Source organism: Streptomyces sp. NPDC005262, from assembly GCF_042872425.1.
In the GTDB taxonomy this organism is placed as follows: domain Bacteria; phylum Actinomycetota; class Actinomycetes; order Streptomycetales; family Streptomycetaceae; genus Streptomyces.
The window spans coordinates 1-23,360 of sequence record NZ_JBIAKK010000017.1; the positions used below are offsets into that span (position 1 = coordinate 1).

The 23,360-nt window shown below is 69.3% G+C and carries 20 protein-coding genes; 12 read left to right on the forward strand and 8 right to left on the reverse strand.

The window, feature by feature from the left end; genetic code table 11:
- Positions 1-66: 66 nt before the first annotated feature.
- Positions 67-1,029: an electron transfer flavoprotein subunit alpha/FixB family protein gene (locus ACFYP5_RS31025; protein WP_389042095.1), complete on the forward strand. Its 963-nt coding sequence runs from the start codon at positions 67-69 to the stop codon at positions 1,027-1,029.
- A gap of 177 nt (positions 1,030-1,206) precedes the next feature.
- Entirely contained in the window at positions 1,207-2,505 is a 1,299-nt protein-coding gene (locus tag ACFYP5_RS31030; protein WP_389042096.1) for a DUF6986 family protein, read from the forward strand.
- 237 nt (positions 2,506-2,742) lie between these two features.
- Here the strand turns inward: ACFYP5_RS31030 and ACFYP5_RS31035 are convergent, their stop codons facing one another.
- A complete protein-coding gene (locus tag ACFYP5_RS31035; RefSeq protein ID WP_389042097.1) occupies positions 2,743-3,585 on the reverse strand; it encodes an alpha/beta fold hydrolase in 843 nt (280 codons plus the stop codon).
- Between the two features lie 145 nt (positions 3,586-3,730).
- Here ACFYP5_RS31035 and ACFYP5_RS31040 point away from each other — a divergent pair, with 145 nt between their 5' ends.
- Positions 3,731-4,948 carry a M20 family metallopeptidase gene (locus ACFYP5_RS31040; protein ID WP_389042098.1) on the forward strand — a complete coding sequence of 406 codons (1,218 nt, stop codon included), beginning with the start codon at positions 3,731-3,733 and terminating at the stop codon, positions 4,946-4,948.
- Between the two features lie 129 nt (positions 4,949-5,077).
- Here ACFYP5_RS31040 and ACFYP5_RS31045 read toward each other — a convergent pair whose 3' ends face one another.
- Complete coding sequence (locus ACFYP5_RS31045) at positions 5,078-6,106, reverse strand: LacI family DNA-binding transcriptional regulator (protein WP_389042099.1); 1,029 nt, start codon at positions 6,104-6,106, stop codon at positions 5,078-5,080.
- 184 nt (positions 6,107-6,290) lie between these two features.
- Between ACFYP5_RS31045 and ACFYP5_RS31050 the strand changes: the two genes are divergently transcribed.
- Positions 6,291-7,256 carry an ROK family protein gene (locus ACFYP5_RS31050; RefSeq protein WP_389042100.1) on the forward strand — a complete coding sequence of 322 codons (966 nt, stop codon included), beginning with the start codon at positions 6,291-6,293 and terminating at the stop codon, positions 7,254-7,256.
- A 297-nt stretch (positions 7,257-7,553) separates the two neighbouring features.
- Here ACFYP5_RS31050 and ACFYP5_RS31055 read toward each other — a convergent pair whose 3' ends face one another.
- Positions 7,554-8,309 (reverse strand): helix-turn-helix domain-containing protein, encoded by a 756-nt coding sequence (locus ACFYP5_RS31055; protein WP_389042101.1) that lies wholly within the window; start codon positions 8,307-8,309, stop codon positions 7,554-7,556.
- Between the two features lie 237 nt (positions 8,310-8,546).
- Here ACFYP5_RS31055 and ACFYP5_RS31060 point away from each other — a divergent pair, with 237 nt between their 5' ends.
- Together ACFYP5_RS31060 and ACFYP5_RS31065 are read left to right on the forward strand one after the other, a co-directional pair.
- On the forward strand, positions 8,547-9,212 hold the full coding sequence (locus ACFYP5_RS31060) for a DUF4097 family beta strand repeat-containing protein (RefSeq protein ID WP_389042318.1): 666 nt from the start codon (positions 8,547-8,549) through the stop codon (positions 9,210-9,212).
- A gap of 155 nt (positions 9,213-9,367) precedes the next feature.
- Positions 9,368-10,183, forward strand: coding sequence for an alpha/beta fold hydrolase (locus ACFYP5_RS31065; protein WP_389042102.1), 816 nt, complete (start codon positions 9,368-9,370; stop codon positions 10,181-10,183).
- Positions 10,184-10,507: 324 nt separating this feature from the next.
- Here ACFYP5_RS31065 and ACFYP5_RS31070 read toward each other — a convergent pair whose 3' ends face one another.
- Positions 10,508-12,550: an NPCBM/NEW2 domain-containing protein gene (locus ACFYP5_RS31070; protein ID WP_389042103.1), complete on the reverse strand. Its 2,043-nt coding sequence runs from the start codon at positions 12,548-12,550 to the stop codon at positions 10,508-10,510.
- Positions 12,551-12,818: 268 nt separating this feature from the next.
- On the opposite strand from ACFYP5_RS31070, the gene ACFYP5_RS31075 reads away from it, so the two are divergent.
- From ACFYP5_RS31075 to ACFYP5_RS31085, 3 genes are read left to right on the forward strand one after another with little or no spacing between them, the layout of a single operon-like run.
- The gene (locus ACFYP5_RS31075) at positions 12,819-14,108 is read left to right on the forward strand and encodes an ABC transporter substrate-binding protein (RefSeq protein WP_389042104.1); all 1,290 of its coding nucleotides are present in this window, start codon (positions 12,819-12,821) and stop codon (positions 14,106-14,108) included.
- A 16-nt stretch (positions 14,109-14,124) separates the two neighbouring features.
- A complete protein-coding gene (locus tag ACFYP5_RS31080; RefSeq protein WP_356498515.1) occupies positions 14,125-15,039 on the forward strand; it encodes a sugar ABC transporter permease in 915 nt (304 codons plus the stop codon).
- Positions 15,036-15,962 carry a carbohydrate ABC transporter permease gene (locus ACFYP5_RS31085; protein ID WP_389042105.1) on the forward strand — a complete coding sequence of 309 codons (927 nt, stop codon included), beginning with the start codon at positions 15,036-15,038 and terminating at the stop codon, positions 15,960-15,962. The genes ACFYP5_RS31080 and ACFYP5_RS31085 overlap by 4 nt, the downstream gene beginning before the upstream one ends.
- 427 nt (positions 15,963-16,389) lie before the next feature.
- Here the strand turns inward: ACFYP5_RS31085 and ACFYP5_RS31090 are convergent, their stop codons facing one another.
- Positions 16,390-17,112: a VOC family protein gene (locus ACFYP5_RS31090; RefSeq protein WP_389042106.1), complete on the reverse strand. Its 723-nt coding sequence runs from the start codon at positions 17,110-17,112 to the stop codon at positions 16,390-16,392.
- A 466-nt stretch (positions 17,113-17,578) separates the two neighbouring features.
- On the opposite strand from ACFYP5_RS31090, the gene ACFYP5_RS31095 reads away from it, so the two are divergent.
- Positions 17,579-18,259, forward strand: coding sequence for a formylglycine-generating enzyme family protein (locus ACFYP5_RS31095; protein WP_389042107.1), 681 nt, complete (start codon positions 17,579-17,581; stop codon positions 18,257-18,259).
- A 110-nt stretch (positions 18,260-18,369) separates the two neighbouring features.
- Here ACFYP5_RS31095 and ACFYP5_RS31100 read toward each other — a convergent pair whose 3' ends face one another.
- Complete coding sequence (locus tag ACFYP5_RS31100; protein ID WP_107063570.1) at positions 18,370-18,546, reverse strand: hypothetical protein; 177 nt, start codon at positions 18,544-18,546, stop codon at positions 18,370-18,372.
- A gap of 199 nt (positions 18,547-18,745) precedes the next feature.
- On the opposite strand from ACFYP5_RS31100, the gene ACFYP5_RS31105 reads away from it, so the two are divergent.
- On the forward strand, positions 18,746-19,783 hold the full coding sequence (locus ACFYP5_RS31105; RefSeq protein WP_389042108.1) for an NUDIX domain-containing protein: 1,038 nt from the start codon (positions 18,746-18,748) through the stop codon (positions 19,781-19,783).
- 61 nt (positions 19,784-19,844) lie between these two features.
- On the opposite strand, the gene ACFYP5_RS31110 is transcribed toward ACFYP5_RS31105, so the two are convergent.
- A complete protein-coding gene (locus ACFYP5_RS31110; RefSeq protein WP_389042109.1) occupies positions 19,845-21,209 on the reverse strand; it encodes a dipeptidase in 1,365 nt (454 codons plus the stop codon).
- A gap of 184 nt (positions 21,210-21,393) precedes the next feature.
- On the opposite strand from ACFYP5_RS31110, the gene ACFYP5_RS31115 reads away from it, so the two are divergent.
- The gene (locus ACFYP5_RS31115) at positions 21,394-22,608 is read left to right on the forward strand and encodes a geranylgeranyl reductase family protein (protein ID WP_389042110.1); all 1,215 of its coding nucleotides are present in this window, start codon (positions 21,394-21,396) and stop codon (positions 22,606-22,608) included.
- A 199-nt stretch (positions 22,609-22,807) separates the two neighbouring features.
- On the opposite strand, the gene ACFYP5_RS31120 is transcribed toward ACFYP5_RS31115, so the two are convergent.
- Positions 22,808-23,257 carry a nitroreductase family deazaflavin-dependent oxidoreductase gene (locus tag ACFYP5_RS31120; RefSeq protein ID WP_389042111.1) on the reverse strand — a complete coding sequence of 150 codons (450 nt, stop codon included), beginning with the start codon at positions 23,255-23,257 and terminating at the stop codon, positions 22,808-22,810.
- Positions 23,258-23,360 lie beyond the last annotated feature (103 nt).

Consider the following 23,360-nt stretch of genomic DNA (forward strand, 5'->3'; position numbering starts at 1 on the left):
TCATCTAGAGCCGGCTGTTCGGTCCGTTCCTCGTTCCCTTCGTTAGTTGCAGGAGATTGAAGTCCCATGGCTGAAGTTCTCGTCTATGTCGATCATGTGGACGGTGCTGTCCGCAAGCCCACGCTGGAGCTTTTGACGCTGGCGCGTCGGGTGGGTGAGCCGGTCGCTGTCGCGTTGGGTGCCGGTGCCGAGGCCACCGCTCCCGCGCTCGCCGAACACGGCGCGGTCAAGGTGCTGACCGCGGACGCGGCTGAGTTCGCCGATTATCTGGTCGTGCCGAAGGTGGATGCGCTGCAGGCCGCGGTGGAGGCGGTGTCGCCGGTCGCGGTGCTGGTGCCGTCGTCGGCCGAGGGTAAGGAGATCGCGGCGCGTCTGGCGGTCCGGATCGGTTCCGGGATCATCACGGACGCTGTGGATCTGGAGGCCGGGGAGCGGGGTCCGGTGGCGACGCAGTCCGCGTTCGCGGCGTCGTTCACCACGAAGTCCCGTGTTTCCAGGGGTGTTCCGGTCATCACGGTGAAGCCGAACTCGGCGCCGGTCGAGGCGGCCCCGGCTGCGGGTGCGGTGGAGTCCCTGGCGGTGAGTTTCTCGGCGCAGGCGACCGGCACGAAGGTGCTGTCGCGGACCCCGCGTGAGTCGACCGGGCGTCCGGAGCTGACCGAGGCGGCGATCGTGGTCTCCGGTGGCCGGGGTGTCAACGGTGCGGAGAACTTCGCGATCATCGAGGCGCTCGCGGACTCGCTGGGTGCGGCGGTCGGTGCCTCGCGTGCCGCGGTCGACGCCGGCTGGTACCCGCACTCCAACCAGGTCGGCCAGACCGGCAAGTCCGTGTCCCCGCAGCTGTACATCGCGTCCGGTATCTCCGGCGCGATCCAGCACCGGGCCGGGATGCAGACCTCGAAGACCATCGTCGCGATCAACAAGGACTCCGAGGCCCCGATCTTCGACCTCGTCGACTACGGCGTCGTCGGCGACCTCTTCCAGGTCGTCCCCCAGCTCACCGACGAAGTCAACACCCGCAAGGGCTGATCCTCCGAGGGGTTTGTGCCCGTTCTCGACGGTCCGGGGCCGCGTGGTGTGTTCTCACCGCGCGGCCCCGGACCGTTTCCGATCACCATTGACGCAGGTCCGACAGCCTTATAACTTCACTATACGGATTACTGATTCCGGGAAGCGGAAACAGTGCGAGTGTGGAGGGTGCCGAAAATGGGTCAGCAGGAGAAGGTGGCAACGAGCCTCGCCGGTGCGGTCAGCGAGGAGATCAGTGCCTCCCTCACCGCAGTGGATGCCGAGCTCGCCCGCCGCTACCCGGGAGACCCCGGCACCCGCCAGCCCGTCCACACGGTCTATGTCCCCGGCGACGTCTTCACCGCCGGCACCATCCGCTCCTGGGGCGACCAGGCGCTCAAGGCCCTCGACGAGCATGCCCCCGACGCGGCCTCGCTCGCAGCCGTCCTCGGAATCCCGGAGGAGCTTGCCGCGCCTGTCCACGACCGCGTACGCGCCAAGTTGGGCCGCGAGCCCGTCGAGGACCTGCGCATCGACTTCGAGGACGGCTACGGACCCCGGCCCGATGCCGAGGAGGACGAGGCGGCCGCCCGAGCCGCCCGGCTGATCTCGGAGGCGTACGAGAACGGCACGGCGGCCCCGTACATGGGCATCCGGATGAAGTGCATGGAGGCTGCCGTACGCGACCGGGGCATCCGCACCACGGACATCTTCCTCACCGGCCTCATGCGGGCGGGCGGCCTCCCCGAAGGCCTGGTCCTCACCCTTCCCAAGGTGACGTACCCCGAACAGGTCACCGCCTTCGTCCGGCTCCTCGAAGCCTTCGAACAGGCCCACGGTCTGCCGTCGGGCCGGCTCGGCTTCGAGATCCAGATCGAGACCAGCCAGTCGATCCTGGCCGCCGACGGCACCGCCGCCGTGGCCCGTATGATCGACGCCGCGTGCGGCCGTGCGACCGGCCTGCACTACGGCACCTTCGACTACAGCGCCTGTGTCGGCGTCAGCGCCGCCTACCAGGCGAGCGACCACCCGGCCGCTGACCACGCCAAGGCCGTCATGCAGGTGGCCGCCGCAGGCACCGGCGTGCGCGTCTCCGACGGTTCGACCAACGTCCTTCCTGTCGGCCCCACCCACCAGGTCCACGAGGCCTGGCGACTCCACTACGGCCTCACCCGCCGCGCCCTGGCCCGCGCCTACTACCAGGGCTGGGACATGCACCCGGGCCACCTGCCGACCCGCTACGCGGCTGTCTACACCTTCTACCGCGAGGGATTGGAACAGGCCGCGGCCCGACTCGCCGCATATGTGGCCAAGGCGGGCGGCGACGTGATGGACGAGCCCGCCACCGCCAAGGCCCTCAGTGGCTACCTGCTGCGCGGCATCGACTGCGGTGCCCTGGACACCGCCGAGGTCGCCCGCCTGACGGGGCTCACCCGGGCCGACCTCGACGCCTTCGCCTCGCCGCGACGCGGGGGACTGACTGTGACGGCGCCCTAAGGGGTGTCCCGTAATCCCTGGTGGATCGGCGTGCGGCGTCAGATGCGTTGCATCGCAAGACGGAGGGGCGTCCTCATACCGGTCGTATTCGGGCGTTCCGACAACACAGCGAGGTGCCGCAGCTGTCGTCGTGCGCCCGCCAGGGATTACGGGACAGCCCTTAGCTGCACCGACCCGTGTGGTTCGGGCCCGTGCCGCAACCCGCCCTCCGGACGGCGTGGGCACCGGCCCGTACCGTCAGCCCCGCAGGAAGGTCTCGACGGTCCCGCTGAAGCGGAAGGGATCGTCGAGCCACGGGAAGTGGCCGGCGCCCGGCTGGACGGCGAGTTCGGCCTTGGGGAACAAGCCCGCGACGGTGGCCGCGACGCGAGGAAGCGGACCACTGTCCAGCTCGCCCGCAAGGATCAGCACCCGGGCGTCCAGCGTGGCGACGGCGTCACGGGCCGCGGCAGGGGCGAAGGCGCCGTCGGACGCGTAGATGTCCGCGGCCTCGTAGTTGCTCTGCTCGACGTCGGCTGCTGCGTGGGCCCGGGCGGCCGCGTCCCAACGCCCGTAGAAGAACGGGGCGATGGCATCCCAGTCGGCGTCGGTGGCGGAGCCTGCCCGGACGGCCTCGTACGCGTCCCGCGCGGTCTTGAACCACGGTTCGGCCGTGCGCTGAGCGGCGGCTTCGCGACGGTGCTCCTCGGTGAAGTCGACTCCGAGGGCACGCGCACGGGCGGTGATCAGCGTAAGGGTCCGGACGCGCCGGGGATGCCGGGCCGCGTGGAGGATCGCGAGATCGCCACCGGCGGAATGCGCCAGCACGTCCACGCGGTCCAGACCGAGGTGTTCGCGGAAGGCCTCCACATCGGCCACCTGCCGGTCGACGCGGTAGGTGGCCGGGTCGGCGGGGATGCCTGAGTCGCCCGTGCCCCGCAGGTCGAGCATGACCAGTCGGCGTCGGCTCGACAGCCCACCCAGATCGCCGAGGTAGGCGGAGGCGCGCATGGGGCCACCGGGCAGGACGAGCAGTGGCTCGCCTTCACCCACGAGGTGATAGGCGAGTTCGGTTCCGTCAGCGGCGGAGAAGGCAGGCATGGCGCAATCCTGATGACCGTGCGACGGAGACGACAAGCGGTTTACGCAGAGCTCCTCGGCCATACCGGTCGTCGCCTTGTGAGGACCGGGTGGCACGGGAGCCGAAAACGGTGAGGATAGGGGAACCGACTCGCGAGGAGACGCCATGACCGATGCAGCTTGCCGCCCCGCCGACCTCCGTGGATCCGCCGCCGCGCTCCTGCCCGAACTGGTCGCGCTGCGCCGCGCCTTGCACCGGGAGCCCGAAATCGGCCTGGAACTGCCGCTGACGCAGGCGAAAGTACTGGCAGCGCTGGACGGGCTGCAACTGGAGATCACCCTCGGCAAACAGCTCGCCTCGGTCACGGCCGTGCTGCGCGGCGCGCTGCCCGGTCCGGTGGTGCTGCTCCGCGGCGACATGGACGCGCTGCCGGTGCAGGAGACGAGCGGGCTGCCGTACGCCTCCGAGATCCCCGGCGTGATGCACGCCTGCGGCCACGACCTGCACACCGCCGGACTGGTCGGCGCCGTACGGCTGCTCGCCGAGCGGCGCGACACACTGGCCGGAACCGTGGTGTTCATGTTTCAGCCCGGTGAGGAAGGTGACGCCGGGGCCCGGGTCATGGTCGACGAAGGTGTGCTCGATGCCGCGGGCGCCAGGCCGGTGGCCGCATACGCCCTCCATGTCGCGTCCGCGCAGCTGCCGCACGGTGTCGTCGGCACCCGCTCCGGACCGATCCTGGCCGCCGCCGACGCCCTCGACGTGACCGTGCGCGGGCGCGGCGGGCACGGGTCCAGTCCGCACAGCGCCCTGGACCCGATCCCGGCCGCCTGCGAAGCCGTAACAGCACTGCAGACCATGGTGACCCGCCGCTTCGACGCCTTCGACCCGGTCGTCGTGACCGTCGGCAGCTTCCACGCGGGTACCACCCACAACGTCATTCCCGACGAGGCCGTGTTCTCCGCGACCATCCGGTCCTTCTCCGCCGAGGCGCGGGCCCGTGCGCACGAGGAAGCACCCCGGGTCGTACGCGGCGTCGGGGAGGCACACGGGATGACCGTGGAAGCAGTCGTCGACGAGGGCTATCCGGTCACCGTCAACGATCCCGGCGAGGCGGCATACGCAGCCGAGACGGCGAGCCAACTGTTCGGAGCCGACCGCTACTTCGAGCTGCCGAACCCGATCGCCGGGGCCGAGGACTTCGCCTTCATCGGTCAGCACGTCCCTTCCGCCTATCTGATGCTGGGCGCCTGTCCTGCCGATCTCGACCCCACCACAGCCCCTTACAACCACTCCCCGGAAGCCCTCTTCGACGACTCCGTGCTGGGTGACGCGGCAGCGCTCCTCGCGCAGTTGGCGCTGGGACGCCTCAGCAGGGGCTGACGGACCGGGAACGCGGACCCGGCCACCGCACACCGGCCGGACGCTCGGCCCTCCACGTACGTCCGTCACGGACGCGCCGCCGCCGCGTCCGCGGGAAGCTGATCGAGCCCTGTCCGTGGACGCCCCGGCTCAGGCAGGCGGCAGTTCGCCGGAGCCGCGGGCGATGAGTGACGTCGGCAGTTCCACCCGAGCCGGTGCGTCGTCGGCGCCGTCCAGCCGGCGGAAGAGGTGCTCGGCCGCCGTGCGTCCCACGGCTGCGGCGTCCTGGGAGATGACCGTGATGCCCAGCAGGTCGGCGAGCTCGATGTCGTCGAAGCCGACCAGGGCGACCGGGCGTTCCCGGTCCGCCAGCACACGTACTGCCGTGACCGTCACACGGTTGTTGCCGGCGAACAGGGCGGTGACGGGTTCGGGGCCGGAGAGCATCGCCTCGGCCGCCGCCCGGACCCGTGCGGGGTCGGTGGAGCCGAGGGAGACCCAGGAGTCCTGGACCGTGATCCCGGCGTCCACCATCGCGGCGTGATAGCCGCGCAGCCGCTCGGTGGCGGTGTGGATCCGGGGCTGGTCACCGATGAATCCGATCCGGCGGTGGCCGTGCGCGATCAGATGCTCGACACCCTCCCGGGCGCCGCCGAAGCTGTCGGAGAGGACGATGTCGGCGTCGATCCGGCCGGCCGGCCGGTCCACGAAGACGGTCGCGATGCCCGCCTTTATCTCCGGTTCCAGATAGCGGTGGTCGTCACCGGCCGGGATCACGATCAGTCCGTCCACCCGGCGGGCGCACAGCGCGAGCACGAGTTCCTGCTCGCGCTCCGGGTCCTCCGCGCTCGACCCGTTGATGAGCAGGGCTCCGTGCGCGCGTGCCACTTCTTCCACGGCGCGGCTCAGCGGCCCGTAGAAGGGGTCGGCGAGATCCTCGAGGACCAGGCCGATGGAGGCGGTGCGGCCCTTGCGGAGCACCCGCGCGCTGTCGTTGCGGCGGAAACCGAGCGCCTCGATCGCTTCCTGCACCCGGCGCTCCGTGTCGGGCGTGACTCCGGGCTCGCTGTTGACCACGCGGGAGACCGTCTTGAGGCCCACTCCGGCGCGGGCGGCGACATCCTTCATGGTCGGCCGGTTGCCGTAACGGGGCTCGTGATGACGGGCGGTCTCTGCCACGGTGCGCTGTCCTGTCGTCGGGTGCGGGGCTGTCCGGCGGGCCCGCAGTCGGTGCTGCGGAGCGGGCCGGAGGCTGTGGCGTCGAGCATAGGCCCTGGACAACGTTGTCAGCTGAATGGAGACTATGCAGACCATTTACTGAAGATGCAGGTCCCACCCCCTCACCCATCCGGAGCCCACACCGATGCATACCGACCTCGTCGCCGCGCTCGACATCGGCGGCACCAAGATCGCCGGCGCCCTGGTGGACGGCACCGGTGCGCTTCTCGTACGGGCGCAGCGGCCGACGCCCGCACGGGAGAGCGGCGAGACGGTGATGGGTGCGGTGGCCGACGTGCTGGCCGAGCTGACCGCTTCGCCGCTGTGGGGGCGGGCGACCGCCGTCGGCATCGGCAGCGCCGGCCCGGTGGATGCTTCGGCGGGTACGGTCAGCCCCGTCAACGTGCCCGGCTGGCGCGACTTCCCGCTGGTGGAGCGGGTACGGAAGGCCGTCGGCGGGCTGCCCGTCGAGCTGGTCGGCGACGGGGTCGCGATGACCGCTGCCGAACACTGGCTGGGTGCGGCGCGCGGTTATGACAACGCGCTGTGCCTCGTCGTGTCGACCGGGGTGGGCGGCGGTCTGGTCCTCGGCGGCAAGCTTCACCCGGGCCCCACCGGCAATGCCGGTCACATCGGTCACATCAGTGTGGATCTGGACGGCGACCTGTGCCCGTGCGGTTCGCGTGGCTGCGTCGAGCGGATCGCCAGCGGACCGAACATCGCGCGACGCGCCCTCCAGGGTGGCTGGCAGCCCGGCCCGGACGGCGACGCCACAGCCGCCGCCGTGGCCGCCGCCGCCCAGGCGGGACATCCGGTCGCCATCGCGTCGTTCGAGCGCGCCGCCCAGGCGCTGGCCGCCGGAATCGCCGCCACCGCAACGCTCGTCGAAATCGACATCGCTGTGATCGGCGGGGGAGTGGCGGGCGCGGGCGAGGTCCTCTTCGCCCCGCTGCGCCACGCCCTGCGCAACTACGCCACGCTCTCCTTCGTGCAGCAGCTCACGGTGGCTCCCGCGGTGATGGGCACGGACGCCGGCCTGGTTGGCGCGGCGGCCGCCGCATCGTCGGTCAGGCCTGGCGGGACGGCAGCCGCGGCGGTGCTGAGCGGCTGAACCCGGGCCGGCGGCCGGGCGGTTCCGGCTGCCGAATCGCGCGACGTCGACCGGCCTCGGGAACCATCGGTACCGCGGACATCGATGAGAACGATCGCGGCCGTGGGCGGATGCCGTCGCCGCCGTAGGCGGACCGGGGGTCGAGGAACATCCGACCGAGGACCGGCGCGAAGCGAACGTCGGTCCTGTTGGGCAAGTGCCGGAGCATCAGCGGCCGGACGCCCGTGAAGTCTTCCCGTGTTCCCCCGAGAGCGCAGCCGGGCTTCGTCTCATGGCTGTGACGATCGAGCCGGCTGTCTATCCGTGGTCCTGACTTGGCGGGGCGGTATCGTTCGAGGTTGTCCCAGGTTTGGTGTGGAGGACTTCGCGGGCCTGTTCGGCGGCGCGGGTGATGCTTTCGCTGATGAAGTCGAGGAAGCGGGCGATGTTCTCCAGGCGGGTGGCGGCGGGGGTGTGGGGGCCGAGGACGGCGACGCCTTGGCGTGCGGTTTCGACGAGCTGGTCGTTGGCTCGGGCGCTGGCGATCGTCGCCTGGTAGAAGAGCTCGTCGTCGACGACGTAACGGTCGCGGCGGCGTTCGTCGCGTTCCCGGCGGACGAGGCTCTGGCTCTCCAGGAAGGCGATCGACTTGGAGATGGACGCCGGGCTGACCTGGAGGCGCTGGGCTAGCTGGGACGCGGTGAGGCTGCCTGCGTCGGTGGTGAACAGACAGGTCAGCACCCGGGCCGCCATCTTCGTCAGGCCCGAAGCCATGAGGACGGTGGTGAACGTCTCCTCGTACTCGGCCACGGCCTCGGCGTCGCGTCCGTGCGCCTGGGGGACCGATTCCGGCCCTCTGGAGGAGGCGGGCCTGCGGCGGTGGGCGCGGCGTTCGGTGGCGCGGTGGGCCAGGTCGGCGCGGTAGGCGGTGGGGCCGCCGTTGCGCATCACTTCACGCGTGATCGTCGAGGTCGGACGGTCGAGGCGTCGGGCGATCTCGGCGTAAGGGAGGCTGTCGGCCAGCCCCAGCGCGATCTGCTGGCGTTCCTGCTGAGTGAGTCTGCCTCCCGGCATCGCGATCTCCTCGGTGATCCTCGTGACGGTCCCTGGTCCCCTCACTATAGCGTTCACTTCTCATCCATTGCAATGATTGGCACGGCTGTCGTTGCGTTACGCGTGAGGTCGTTGCAACAGTTTATCGGCCTCTACCTGCGTAGATATAAGTTCTGCGCAACGAAGGCGTTGTCTGATTATGGAAAGCAACGTAGCGTTTCCGGTGTCAGAAACAGCGAACGAGCACGGGAGAGAATGATGCAGAAGTTCGAGACCCCCGTCCCGATCTCCGCCGTCCTGGACATCCCCGCGGGACGCATCCGTTTCATCGCCGCCGACCGGGCCGACACCACCGTCGAGGTCCTGCCCGCGACCGCCTCGAAGGGCCGCGACGTGAAGGCGGCGGAGCAGATCTCGGTCGAATACGGAGACGGCGTCCTGCGTATCGCGGCCCCGGAGGCGAAGAGCCAGTTGCTCGGCTCTTCCGGGTCCGTCGAGGTGACCGTCCAGCTGCCCGCCGGCTCGCGCGTCGAGGCCAAGGCGGCCGGCGCCGAGTTCCGGGGTGTCGGACGGCTGGGCGACGTCGCTTTCGAGGGCGCGCAGGGCTCGGTCGAGCTCGACGAGGCCGCGAGCGTCCGCCTCACTGTGCTCGACGGTGACGTCTCGGTCGGCCGCCTGGGCGGCCCTGCGGAGATCAGCACCGCAAGGGGCGACATCCGGATCGCCGAGGCCGTGGGTGGCACGGTCGTGCTGAACACCCGGTCCGGCGACATCTCGGTCGCCGCCGCCGCCGGCGTCTCGGCCGCCCTGGACGCCGGCACCGACCACGGCCGTGTCAGCAACGCCCTCAAGAACGATGGCGCCGCCGAACTCGACATCCGTGCCACCACCTCCCACGGCGACATCACCGCCCGCAGCCTCTGAAGGAACAGAGCCAGGACCGTCCGGCTGTGCCAAACGCGATCGAGATCCCCTCGGTCGTCGCCGAGGACACGGCCGTCCGTCCCGAGGGGGCCCGTGATCCACGTGCAGGGCCTGGAGAAGTCGTACAAGACCCCTAACGCGATCAGGTGGAACACATGACGAAGAACAGCACTTCCTCGACGAGTTCGAAGTGGACCGGCATGGTGCCGGTCGACGATTCGGCCCTGGCCGTCACCGATACCGGCGGTCCCGGTATCCCTGTGCTCTACCTCAACGGCCAGTTCGCCACTCAGGGGTACTGGCGGCGGGTCATCGCTGAACTGGGGGCGGAGTGGCGGCACATCACCTACGACGAGCGGGCCCGTGGCAGATCGAAGCGTTCGGCAGACTATTCCTTCGAGGCCGCCGTCCGGGACGTCGATGCCGTTCTCGCGGCCAGGGGTGTGGACCGGGCGTTGGTGGTGGGCTGGTCCTACGGGGCGTTCGTCGGGGCGCACTGGGCCGCCCGGAACCCGGAGCGTGCCTTGGGCGCGGTGCTGGTCGACGGCGCATTCCCGTACGACTGGCTCGACGAGGCCATGGAGCAGCGAATCCGGAAACTGTTCCGGCGGATGAGCTGGTTCCTGCCGCTGCTGCGCCCGACGGGCCTGGCCCCGCGGATGACCGCCGAACAGCAGGCGAACAGCAACATCGAGCTCGGCAGGCTCTCCCGCGAACGCGAGCTGGGTCCCGTGCTGGACGACATCACCGTCCCGGTGCGCTACGTGGTCGCTTCGGGGACGTCCTTCGGAAGCCGTGGTGACGAGCAGGAACGGATTCGCACCAGCCTCGATGCCGTGACCGCCCGCAACCCGAACATCCGGATCGGCGCGAAGGTCGCCAGCAACCACGGTGCGCTCCTCAAGAAGGACTTCCCGGCCATCGCCGAGGCCGTACGTGAGGTCGCCGCCCTCGACCGCGGGGGGCGCTGAGGACGCGACCGGCGGACCGACGACGACTACCCGTCCTCACCACCGTCGTCGGCACCGTGCAGCTCGGCCGCGTCCGGGCCGGACCGCGACCGGCATCCGGGCCGTCGTGACGCCAGGCCCGTACGGTGTGCCTGCCCGGCACGCGTTCCGGACCTGGCGCCCGCGCCGCCTCTGCGCATTCGTGCCGGACCTGGCACCTGCGCCCGACCTGCGCGCCCGTACCGGACCTGGTGCCGGGCCCGGGCCCGGCACCAGGCCCGGACGAGGTCCGGACCGGCACCGGCCCGGGCGCGGCTGCCGACCCGGCTCAGTACCCGGTTCTGCTCAGCACCCCATCCGCAGGTCCGCCCAGTCCGCGTGGTCGGAGTCGACGCCGTCCCCGCCGTCGGTGACCACCAGACGTACCACCTGCGCACCGCTCACATCCGCGGTGATCGGCTGCGCGGCCATCGCATTGGTCAGAACCCCGGTCGAGGCCACCTTCGTGCCGTCCGCCCAGATCTCGAACGCCACGGTGCCCTTGGCACCCTTCTCGTCGTCGACGCCGACCTGCGCGGTCACGACGCTGCACGCGCCGGCCGCGTAGAACTCGACGGCGCTCTGCGCGTGCACCCCGAGGCCCTTGGCGAAGACCGTGCCGCCGACGGTCAGCGGATTGCCGTCGCCCGCGTTGCTCTCACCGTTGCTGGTGTCCTTCTCGACCGGTCCCCAGCCGTTGGAGGCGGAGAGCTGCGGCAGATCGCTGAGATAGCTGCTGCCTGCCGGTGGCGCCACCACCACATGGGCCTGGAACGGGACCGAGGACCGGACACGCGTCCCGACCGGTGAGCGGTACTGCGCCGAGAGCGTCAGATCGTACGTACCGGTGGCCGTTCCCGCGGGGGGCGTCACCTGCCAGCGTGTGGTCAGCGCCGTGCCGGTCGGCACGGTCGCGGACCCGGTCGGCGACAGCGCCTTGATCTTCCAGCCCGATGGGCCGGTGAGCGCCGCGGAGACCCTCTCGGCGGGTGTACGGCCCAGATCGGTGACCGTCGTCGTCAGCGGCGCGGCGCGGCCCGCCTGCACCAACGGGCTGCCGTTCAGGCCAAGTTCCACGGCGGGCGGATGCGCGGCCCACTTGCGGTCGGCGGCGACGCGCAGCAGGACCGTGCCGTGTGCCGGGACGGTCGCCGAGATGGTGCCTGCCGTGTTGTACGTCGTGTGCTCCCAAAGGTCGCGCATCGTGTACGCGGCGGCCTGCGGCAGCCCCGCCGCCTCGGCGGTCGTCGAGATGCGCTGAGCGCTCCCGGACTCGTTGAAGAGCGCCACGACCCGGCTGCCGTCCTGCATCTCCTTGGCGACGACCCACCGTCCGTCGGTGGAGGAGAGCACAGTGCCCTGCTTGCCCAGCGGGTCCTGATCGACAGTGATGACCTCTCGGTTGGAGAGGATCTCGAAGGTCTCCGGCGTCGCCTTGCGCAGATCGGAGCCGATCAGCAGCGGCGCTGCCATCACGGACCACATGGAGAAGTGGGTGCGGTACTCGGTGTCCGTCATTCCGCCGTTGCCGACCTCGAGCATGTCGGGGTCGTTCCAGTGCCCCGGTCCCGCGGCGGAGGCGAGCGGCAGGTTCTGCTTCATGATCGACAGCATGCTGCCCCAGCTGTCACTGATGTCGCCTGTCGTGCGCCAGAGATTGCCGACGTCGGCGGCCCACTCCCAGGGCTTGTTCTGGCCCCACTCGCAGATGCTGTAGACGATGGGACGGCCGGTGGCCTCCAGTGCGTCACGCATGGTCGTGTAGCGCAGCTTCGCATCGACGCCCTGGTTGTTGCAGTTGTCGTACTTGAGATAGTCGACGCCCCAGTCCGCGAACTGCTGCGCGTCGCTGTACTCATGGCCCAGCGCACCCGGCAGGCCGACGCTGTCGCACGTCTTGGTGCCGGCGCTGGTGTAGATGCCGAGCTTGAGCCCCTTGGAGTGGACGTAGTCCGCGACGGCCTTGATGCCGTTCGGGAAGCGCACCGGGTCGGCCTCCAGCTTGCCGTCCGCGTTGCGCTGCGGCTTCGCCCAGCAGTCGTCGAGGTTGACGTACTGGTAGCCGGCGTCCTTGAGGCCCTTCTCGACGAAGATGTCGGCGATGCCCTTGACCATCGACTCGTTGAACTCCGACCTGCAGTGGGTCGAGTTCCAGTTGTTGAACCCCATCGGCGGGGTGAGCGCGAGACCGTTGCCGGACCGCGGGCCGGCCGTCGTGACAGGGGCCGGAGCCGGTGAGTCCGCCACGGCGGGAGCGGTTGCCCCTGCCGTACAGAGCAGCCCGGCCGTCAGCGCTCCGATGACTCTTCTGTGGCTGGTGCGGGTTGTACGGGTTGGAAGATGACGCATCGTTACGTTCCTCCATACTCGTGCCGGATCGGATGGCGTCATGTGCACGCCAGTAACGCGCGATTACGTTAGGGCGTGTTGAAGTCTGTTGGAAGGGGAGCGGTAACGGTTGTTCGGTATCTCGTCAAAACCCTTGACGGCACCTTGGCTTGGAGGTGAGATCCAATCGCACGTTCGGTTGTGTTGGGTTGGCATCCCGGAGGAGGGGGTCATGGCGCACTCTTCGTACGACAGTTCAGGCGTGCCGGGCAGTGTGGCAGGACATCGGATGTCCCGGCGAAGTCTGTTGCGGGGCGCGGCAGTCGGTGCGGGCGCGATCACGCTGCCTTCGCTGCTCACCGCATGCGGCAGTGGCCCCGGTGGCGACGGCAAGACGATCCACATGGGGTCGAATTCGTCCGACCCCATTCCGAAGAAGGCGTTCGCCGATGCGTTCAAGGCGTACGAGGCGCAGTCCGGTGGCCGCAAGATCGCGGTGAACACCGTCGACCACAACACCTTCCAGGAGAACATCAACAAGTACCTGCAGGGCAATCCGGACGATGTCTTCATGTGGTTCGCCGGCTACCGGATGCAGTTCTTCGCCAAGAAGGGTCTGCTGTACGACATCAGCGACAACTGGCAGCACTACGAGGGCTTCTCGGACGCGCTGAAGGCCCAGTCCACCGGTGAGGACGGCAAGCAGTACCTCACGCCGTACTACTACTACCCGTGGGCCGTCTTCCACCGTAAGAGCCTCTTCACCGACCGCGGCTACCAGGCGCCCAAGACGCTGGACGAGTACGTGGCGCTCGCCAAGCAGATGAAGAAGGACAAGCTCGACCCCATCGCGTTCTGCGACAAGGACGGCTGGCCCGCGATGGGCACCTTCGACTACATCAACATGCGGACCAACGGCTACGAGTTCCACAAGAGCCTGATGGCCGGCGAGGCAGCCTGGACGGACAAGCGGGTCAAGGAGGTCTTCGACACCTGGCGACGTCTCCTCCCGTACTGCCAGCAGGGCGCCAACGGGCGCACCTGGCAGGAGGCCGCCACCAGCCTGCAGAAGAAGGAAGCCGGCATGGCGGTCTTCGGCCTGCCGCACCCCGGCGCCCAGTTCCCGAAGGGCGAGCAGGAGGACATCGACTTCTTCCCGTTCCCGGTCATCAACCCGGAGCACGGCCAGGACGCCGTCGAGGCCCCCATCGACGGCTTCCTGCTGGCGAAGAAGTCCAAGAACCTCAAGAACAAGAAGAACGTGGAGAGCGCCAAGGACCTCCTGAAGTGGCTGGCCACCGGGAAGGCCGAGGACATCTACCTCAAGAGTGACCCCAACAACATCGCGGTCAACGACCAGGCGGACATCTCCCAGTACTCGGCGCTGCAGAAGAAGGCCGTGGAGCTCGTCTCCGGCGCGAAGCAGATCTCGCAGTTCCTGGACCGTGACACCCGGCCGGACTTCGCCTCGACCGTCATGATCCCGGCCATCCAGCAGTTCATCAGCAACCCGAACGATGTGGACGGTCTGGTCAACGGCATCGAGCGGCAGAAGAAGACCATCTTCGCCTCCGACTGAACCTGGAGTACCGACCGTGTCGTTCCTCTCGGCGCGGCGAACCGAACGACGGGGCCCGCGGCGATTCTCCGGCCGCGACCTCGTCGTCATCGGTCTGCTGCTCGGCATACCGGTCCTGCTCGACATCGCCGTCGTGTGGGGCCCGACCCTCGCCTCCGTCGTGCTCTCCTTCACCAGCTGGGACGGCATCGGCGACATCAAGTGGGTCGGCACGCAGAATTACGCGAACCTCTTCACCAACTACCCGCAGTTCTGGCCCGCCGCCCGGCACAACCTGCTCTGGCTGGCCTTCCTCGGCCTCGTCGCCGCGCCGTTCGGACTGCTCCTCGCCGTACTCATCGACCGGGGGGTGCGGTTCAGCCGCTTCTACCAGTCGACGCTGTACATGCCCGTCGTGCTGTCGCTCGCCGTGGTCGGCTTCATCGCGCAGCTCATCTTCTCCCGTGACCAGGGCGCCCTCAACGCGATCATCGGGGACACCAAGTCGCCGACCGACTGGCTCGGTGACCCGGACCTCAACATCTGGATGGTCCTGCTCGCCGCGGCCTGGCGGCACACCGGCTATGTGATGATCCTCTACCTCGCCGGGCTCAAGGCCGTCGACCCCTCGCTGAAGGAAGCCGCCGCCATCGACGGAGCGAGCGAGGCCCAGACCTTCTTCCGCATCGTCTTTCCCACACTGCGGCCGGTCAACGTCATCGTCGGCGTCATCACCGTCATCGAGTCCCTGCGCGCCTTCGACATCGTGTACGCCGTCAATCACGGCCGCAACGGACTCGAACTGCTCTCGGTGCTCGTCACCGACAACATCATCGGCGAGGCCAGCCGGGTCGGTTTCGGCTCCGCCATCGCCGTAGTCCTGCTGACCGTCTCCCTCGGATTCGTCGTGACGTACCTGGTCCAGGAGCTCCGAGGGGAGAAGAACCGATGACCGTCGACACCGCTCCCGCCCGACCCGCCGCACAGCCCGCGCCTTCGGCACCCGCAGTCGGGCGCCGCAGGATCCGCCCCGGCCGGCTCGGGGTGCACGCCTTCCTGATGACGGTCTCGCTCGCGTTCCTCGCCCCGCTGCTGCTCGCGGTGTACGCCTCGCTGCGGCCGTACGAAGAAACCTCCGAGCACGGCTACTTCTCGCTGCCGAAGCATCTCTCGTTCGACTACTACCGGCAGGCGTTCACCGACTCGGGGATGACGAAGTACTTCGTCAACACGATGATCATCGCTGTCCCCGGGGTACTCGTCACCCTCTTCCTCGCCTCGTTCGTGGCCTTCGCGCTGGCCCGGCTGAAGATGCGTGGCGGGATCGTCCTGCTGATGCTTTTCACGGCCGGGAACCTGCTGCCGCAGCAGGTGATCGTGACACCGCTGTACGTGGTGTTCAACCGCATCCCGCTGCCGTACTGGATGTCCGACTCGATGACGATGTACGACTCCTACTGGGCCGTCGTCGTCGTGCAGATCGGCTTCCAGATCGGCTTCTGTGTCTTCGTCCTCGCCAACTTCATGCGCACACTGCCGCAGGAGATCCTGGAGGCCGCCATCGTCGACGGCGCGGGCGTATGGACGCAGTACTGGCGCATCACCCTGCCGCTGTGCCGCCCGGCTCTCGCCGCGCTCGGCACACTTCAGTTCACCTGGATGTACAACGACTTCCTCTGGGCACTGGTCTTCGTCTCCGACGGCGACAAGCTCCCCATCACCTCGGCCCTCAATAACCTTCGCGGGCAGTTCTTCACGGACTACAACCTCCTGGCCGCGGGCTCGGTGATCGTCGCCCTGCCGACGCTCGTGGTCTTCCTGCTGCTCCAGCGCCACTTCATCGCGGGACTGACGCTGGGGTCGAGCAAGGGGTAGGACCTGACCTGCAACAGGGTCATGCGCTCATCCCGGCCAGGGGCGACACCTGGCGGCCGTGCCGCACTCGCGGAACCTCGTCATCACCCAGCTCCGACAGGAAGAAGCCCCGCCGACCGGGTTATCGGTGGCGGGGCTCAGCCGCCCCGCGTCCTGCGCGGACCGGAGCCCCATACCGACGAAGTTCGGGACGGCCTTCCGCTCGGCGGGCTTGTCATCGGACAACGGTTGCTTCGGCATGGAGCCGGTAGGCCCTGTTCTCGTATGGCGACGGCCAGGTGGTGTGTGCCCTGTATCGCTCGGGGCTGTGGTCGTACAGCTCGGCTACGCCGGCGAGGCCACCGCTGTCTGCAACGTGGGCTGCCGAGTGACTGCGCGTTTCGGGGGCGTTCGCCGGTGAAACACAGTCCACCCGACGACAGCCCCGCTACCGGGGCTTCTGTACGGCGAACTCGTTGCCGTCGGGGTCGAGCATCAGCACCCGGCCGCCGTCGCCCTCGCCGGTGTCGGTGCGCGTCGCGCCGAGCGAGGTCAGGCGGTCGACCTCTGCCTGCCAGTCGGCGTCGGTGGGGAGCGTCAGCTCGAAGTACAGCCTGTTCGTGCCTGTCTTCGGCGCCACCGGAGGACCACCCCATGTGATCTTCGTACCGCCGTTCGGCGATTGGATCGCGGTCTCCTGGTCCTGGTCCCAGACCAGCGGCCACCGCAGCGCCTCGCTCCAGAAGTAGCCGACCTTCTGCGTACCGTCGCAGGCCAGCGCTCCGATGAAGCCGGTGTCGGCGAGGAACTTGTTGCCCGCCTCGATGACGCAGAACTCGTTGCCGTCCGGATCGGCGAGCACCACATGTCCATCTTCCGGGAGTTGGCCCACGTCGATGTGTTTCCCGCCGTTTTCCAGCGCCCTGGTCACCGTCTGCTGCTGATCCTCCGGGGAGGTGCTCGTCAGGTCGAAGTGCGCCCGGTTCTGGCCGATCTTCGGCTCCTGGCTCGGCAGGAAACGGATGCGGAACCCGGCGGCATCAGGGGGCAGGATCGCGACGTCGGCGTCCGGACCGTCGGCCAGCTCCCAGCCCAGGACCCCGGACCAGAACCGAGCCAGGCTCGACGGCCGGGTCGCATTGAAGCAGATCGCGAACAGTTGACTGGTCATACCCCGTGCATCTCCGATCCACTGACGGTCGATACGGCGCCTTGCCCTCCCGGGCCAGCGCAGCCTAGGGGCGGTCGTGCGGTACTCGCATCCGAGTTTCCGTCGCGGGGGAGTCCTGTCCCCCTACAAGGGGACGACGATGCGGAACGGCACCGTTGTCCACAGCACCGGCGGAGCCGGTCCGTCGTGCCGGGGCGGCACTCGCCGTCGCACTGATATCACCCGTTCAGCTCAGGTGATCGGCGAGGAGGAAACGGCAGCCCGGAACAGCACCCGGCGTTACTCCCCACCTGGCCGTAGCTGAACGACATACTCGTGGTGTTCCTGCTGCTCCAGCGTCACTTCGTCGCGGGGATGACGCTGGGGTCGAGCAAGGGGTGGAGCTCTCCATATCGGATTCTGATGCTTTGTCACAACCCACTGTACCCAATGCCGTTGGACCACGACTCACTATGATCGCCTGCACATGGACGTGAACGCGGAGAACGAGATGATCGCCGTCCCGCCGGGGCGCGTGACGTTGTCGGATCGGCGGACGCAGCGGAGCTGGTCGGTCGATCTTTCGCCCTACCTGCTGGCCGCGTTCCCGACCACTCAGGCGCAGTACGCACAGATCACCGGTCGACGGCCGAGCAGTGGGCAGGGCGAACGGTTGCCCGTCGAGGGCGTTTCGTGGTGGGACGCGGTCCGCTTCTGCAACGCCTTGTCCCGGCGTGAGGGGCTGGCCCCCGCCTACCGCGTCCGTGGCGAAGACGAGAGCGTCGAGTGGGACACATCCGCCGACGGATACCGGCTACCGACCGAAGCCGAGTGGGAGCACGCGTGTCGTTCCGGTTCGGCCGATGCGCGGTACGGGCGGCTCGACGAGATCGCCTGGTATCGCGGCAACTCGCAGGAGCGGATGCACGACGTGGGCGGCAAGCAGCCCAACGCGTGGGGTCTGCACGACATGCTGGGAAACGTCTGGGAGTGGTGCTGGGACATCTACGACGCCGAGGTCTACGGCACCTATCGGGTGCTGCGCGGCGGTGGGTGGTTCGACGAGCACTGGAGCTGCCGGGCCTCGGTGCGGCGCCGAAGCCACCCGACCTTCCGGGTCGACGACGTGGGATTCCGCATCGCGCGTTCCGTCTTCTCCGAGGTTTGAGGGCGACGTCGCCGGCGGCCTGAGCTCCGGCTGCCCGCTGCGCACGGACAGCCGGGCGCTTTCCGCGGCATCCGACGGGCCCGCTGACCTGGCGACCTCCACGAGCCGGATCAATGCCCCCGGTCCGCCGACTGCTGCGGTACGACCACCAGGAACGCATCCTCCTCCAGGTCCATCACGACCTCGGCCGCCATGCCCTCGACACGGCGTGCTGCCGCGAACTCCTCCGCAGGCCAGCTGCCCCGCGGACCGCCCGCCGGGAACCGCTCCAGTACTGTGCGCCGCACGGTGTAACCCCCTTGCCCTCGACGGCTCCAACGACCTCCCGCCGTCGTCGTTACGGCCGGGCGGACGTCCGGACTCGTACAGTGGGACGCCCGTCCACGGCTTCCGGCGGCCCCGTTCGTGCAACAGGATCGCCACGGTCGGGTTTTCGCGGCAGGGTGTTGCGGGCAAGCCACAGGGGGCTACGGAAGAGGGGGAACCGTGATCGTCTGGGTCAACGGTGCGTTCAGCGCGGGCAAGACGAGCGCCGCGCGCGAACTGATCGATCTGATCCCGAACAGTACTTTCTACGACCCCGAACTGATCGGCGGGGCGCTGAGGTACCTGCTGCCCCAGAAGAGACTGGCCGAGGTGACCGACTATCAGGATCTGCCGATCTGGCGGCGCATGGTGGTGGACACGGCAGCGGCTCTGCTCGCCGAGCTGCCGGGGGTGCTCGTGGTGCCGATGACGTTGCTGCGGCAGGAGTACCGCGACGAGATATTCGGAGGGCTTGCCTCCAGGCGCATTCCGGTGCATCACGTGCTGCTCTCACCTGAGGAAACGATCCTGCGGCAGCGGATCGCCGGTCGTGATGAAGTACCGGACGACCCCGAAGCGAGCGAACGCGTACGGCAGTGGGCCTACGAGCACATCGAGCCCTACCGGGCGGCCCTCGACTGGATCACCGCGGACGCCCACACCATCGATACCAGCACACTGACCCCGCAGGAGACGGCCGAGCGCATCGCCGAGGCCGTACGCATCGGAACGGTCGGCGCGTGCGAGATCGTGCAGACGCCCGAGCCGACCGCCGAGACCCTCGCCGCCGGGGTGCTGCTTTTCGATGAACACGACCGGGTCCTGCTCGTCGACCCCACGTACAAGCCCGGCTGGGAGTTCCCCGGGGGAGTGGTGGAGCCGGGCGAGGCACCGGCCCAGGCCGGGATACGGGAAGTGGCCGAGGAGATAGGGATACGGCTCGACCGGATACCGAAACTGCTGGTCGTCGACTGGGAGCCACCGAACCCGCCGGGGTACGGGGGGCTGCGGCTGCTCTTCGACGGCGGCCTGCTGCGCCGCGAGGAAGCGGACCGGCTGCGGCTGCCCGGCTCCGAACTGCGCGGCTGGCGGTTCGTCACCGAGGCGGAGGCCGCGACGATGCTGCCACCCGTCCGGTACGAACGGCTCCGCTGGGCCCTGCGGGCCCGCGAGCTGTCGACCGTGCTCAACCTGGAAGCGGGAGTCCCGGTCGGCTGACGTCCGCGACACCGCCGCGGAGTGCTCCCGCCGGTACCGGTCCGGCGGGAGCAAGGCGGGATCAGGCCTTCTTGGACTCCGCGTAGTTCCGCAGGAACAGTGCCTCGGCGACCGACAGCCGCTCCAGCTCCTCGGGCGACACGCTCTCGTTCACCGCGTGGATCTGGGCCTCCGGCTCGCTCAGGCCGATCAGCAGGATCTCCGCCTCCGGGTAGAGCGTCGCGAGGGTGTTGCAGAGCGGGATCGAGCCGCCCATGCCGGACGACTGCATCTTCTCGCCGGGGTAGGCGGTCTCCATGGCCTGTGCCATCGAGGTGTACGCCGGGCTGGAGATGTCCGCGCGGAACGGCTGGCCCTGGCCCACCTGCTCGACGGCCACCCGTGCACCCCACGGGGCATGCGCTTTCAGATGGGCGGTCAGCAGCTTTGTCGCTTCGGCGGCGTCATGGCCCGGCGGTACCCGCAGGCTGATCTGCGCCCGCGCCGTCGCCTGCAGCGATGGCGTCGCGCCGACCACGGGCGGGCAGTCGATGCCGATGACGGTGACGGCCGGCCGGGCCCAGATGCGGTCGGCGACCGTGCCCGTGCCGATCAGCTCGACGCCGTCGAGCACCTTCGCGTCCGAGCGGAACTCCGCCTCCGGGTACTGCAGTCCCTCCCAGTCGGCGTCCGTGGCGAGCCCGTCGACGGTCGTGGTGCCGTCCTCGGCGCGCAGCGACGCCAGCAGGTGGATCATCGCGGCCAGCGCGTCGGGCGCGGCGCCGCCGAACTGTCCGGAGTGCAGGTTCCCTTCGAGGGTGTCGAGCGTGACGCGGAGCATCGTCATCCCGCGCAGTGTCGCGGTGACCGTCGGCAGACCGACCCGGAAGTTGCCCGTGTCGCCGATGACGACGGTGTCCGCGGCCAGCAGATCGGGGTGGGCCTCCGCGTACCGCTCCAGGCCGCCGGTGCCCTGCTCCTCCGAGCCTTCGGCGATCACCTTGACGGAGACCGGTACGCCGCCGTTCGCCTTGAGCGCGCGCAGGGCGAGGAGGTGCATGATGAAGCCGCCCTTGCAGTCCGCCGCGCCGCGGCCGAACCAGCGGCCGTCGCGCTCCTTCAGCTCGAACGGCGGGGAGAGCCAGGCGGACTCGTCGAGCGGCGGCTGTACGTCGTAGTGCGCGTAGAGCAGCACGGTCGGGGCACCGGCCGGACCGGGCAGGAAGCCGTAGACCGACTGGGTGCCGTCGGGGGTGTCGAGCAGGGCGACGTCCTGGAAGTCCTCGGCGCGCAGTGCGTCGGCGACCCAGTTGGCGGCCGCCTCGCATTCGCTCTTCGGGAACTGCGCGGGATCCGCCACCGACTGGAAGGCCACCAGCTCGGCCAGCTCCGCCTTGGCGCGGGGCATCAGCGAGGCGACGGTCTCGGAAATCGGATGGGCGGTCATGGGCACGCTCCTCGTGGGTGCGACGTTATGTGTACGAATCCGTCTGCACGAACGCCGTGGGTGCGGCGTTGCATGTATGGCGAACGCACGGTCGATCCTCCCACAGCGGAGGACGGCCGCAACGCGCCGTAGGATGCCGTGAGCAGTGTGGGCCACTGGTCGGGATCGGGAGCAGAAGCACATCGTGAGCAGCGAGAACGCAGACGCCGGACGTGAGCTGGAAGAGTCGTCCGTGTGGGACGTCGTCGTAGTCGGCGCCGGACCGGCCGGAGCCTCCGCGGCATACGCGGCGGCAGTTGCCGGCCGGCGGGTATTGCTGCTGGAGAAGGCGGAACTGCCCCGGTACAAGACCTGCGGCGGCGGCATCATCGGGTACTCGCGTGATGCGCTGCCGCCCGGGTTCGAACTGCCGTTGCAGGACCGGATCCACGCGGTGACGTTCTCGCTCAACGGCAGGCTGGCGCGGACGCGCCGTTCCAAGCGGATGCTCTTCGGGCTCATCAACCGGCCCGAGTTCGACGCGGGCCTGGTCGAGGAGGCGCAGAAGGCGGGTGCCGAACTCCGGACCGGAGTGACGGTGACACGGGTCGAGCAGCACGGCGCCGCGGTCCCGGACCGGCGCACGGTCGCCGTGGTGCTGTCCGGCGGCGAGACGGTCCTCGCCCGTGCGGTCGTCGGCGCCGACGGCAGCGCGGGACGCATAGGGGCCCATGTCGGGGTGAAGCTCGACCAGGTGGACCTCGGCCTGGAGTCGGAGATCCCGGTCCCGGCCACGGTCGCGGAGGACTGGGCGGGGAGGGTACTCATCGACTGGGGCCCGATGCCCGGTAGTTACGGCTGGGTGTTCCCGAAGGGCGACACCCTGACCGTCGGTGTGATCTCGGCGCGCGGTGACGGCGCGGGGACCAAGCGGTATCTGGAGGACTTCATCGCCCGGCTCGGCCTCGCCGGTTTCGAGCCGAAGATTTCCTCCGGTCATCTCACGCGCTGCCGCAGCGACGATTCGCCGCTCTCGCGCGGGCGGGTGCTCGTCTGCGGCGACGCGGCGGGCCTGCTGGAGCCGTGGACCCGTGAAGGCATCTCGTTCGCGCTGCGTTCGGGGCGGCTGGCCGGTGAGTGGGCGGTCCGGATCGCGGAGTCGCACGACGCGGTGGACGCCCGCCGCCAGGCGCTCAACTACGCGTTCGCCATCAAGGCCGGACTGGGCGTCGAGATGGGTGTCGGCAGGCGCATGCTGAAGCTCTTCGAGCGCCGCCCGGGCATACTGCACGCGGTCCTGACGGGAATCCGCCCGGCCTGGAAGGCGTTCGCCGGGATCACCCGGGGGACGACTTCGCTGGCCGAGCTGGTCCGTACGCATCCGCTGGCACAGCGCGCCCTGTCGGCGATGGACCGCTAGACGGACCAGGGGGACAGGGTCTCCGCACCGGCGGACCGAGGGGCCGGCGGAGTCCGGGGAAGCCGGAAGGTCCGGAAGGGCGGGCCGGCCGGTACGTGGCGGCCGGGACGGGCTCTGGAAGGCCCTCGGTGACGGGCCGGCGGGACGGCGCGCGGCGCGGCCGGCCCGGTCCTTGGCCGGACGCAGGTACTCCGGCCGGTCAGGCCCCGATCGTGACCCGGAAGACCGGGTGGTCGGGGGCGATGCGGCGCAGCTCCTCGACGGACGAGTCCGGGCCGACGCCGCCGAAGAACACGCCGACCTCCGCCTTCCACCGCTTGAGGTACGCGCGCAGCAGCTCGGGCTTCTCGTCGTCGGGAACCTCGGTGGCGGTGAAGACGTCGACCTTCCTGCCCAGGTGGAGCTCGCCGCCGCCGGCCGCGCGCATGTTGTGCGTCCACTGGACGTGGCCACGGGGCGCGACGAGGTACTGCCGGCCGTCCACGGTCAGGAGGTTGACCGGGGTACGGCGCCACTCGCCGCTCTTGCGGCCGCGGACCGCCAGGACCCTCGAGCCCCAGACGCTGATGCCGCGCCGGGTGATCCAGGCGACGGTGCGGTTGAAGACGTTGACCGTGAACCAGCCGGGCTTCTGAACGTGCACGGACATCGAGATTCCCCTTCGAAAAGTGTGAGCACTGCTCTCGCTTGAGATCAGTGTGCACGTGCTTGGTGCTCAAAAGCAAGAGCGCCGCTCTCGTTATTGGTCGGTG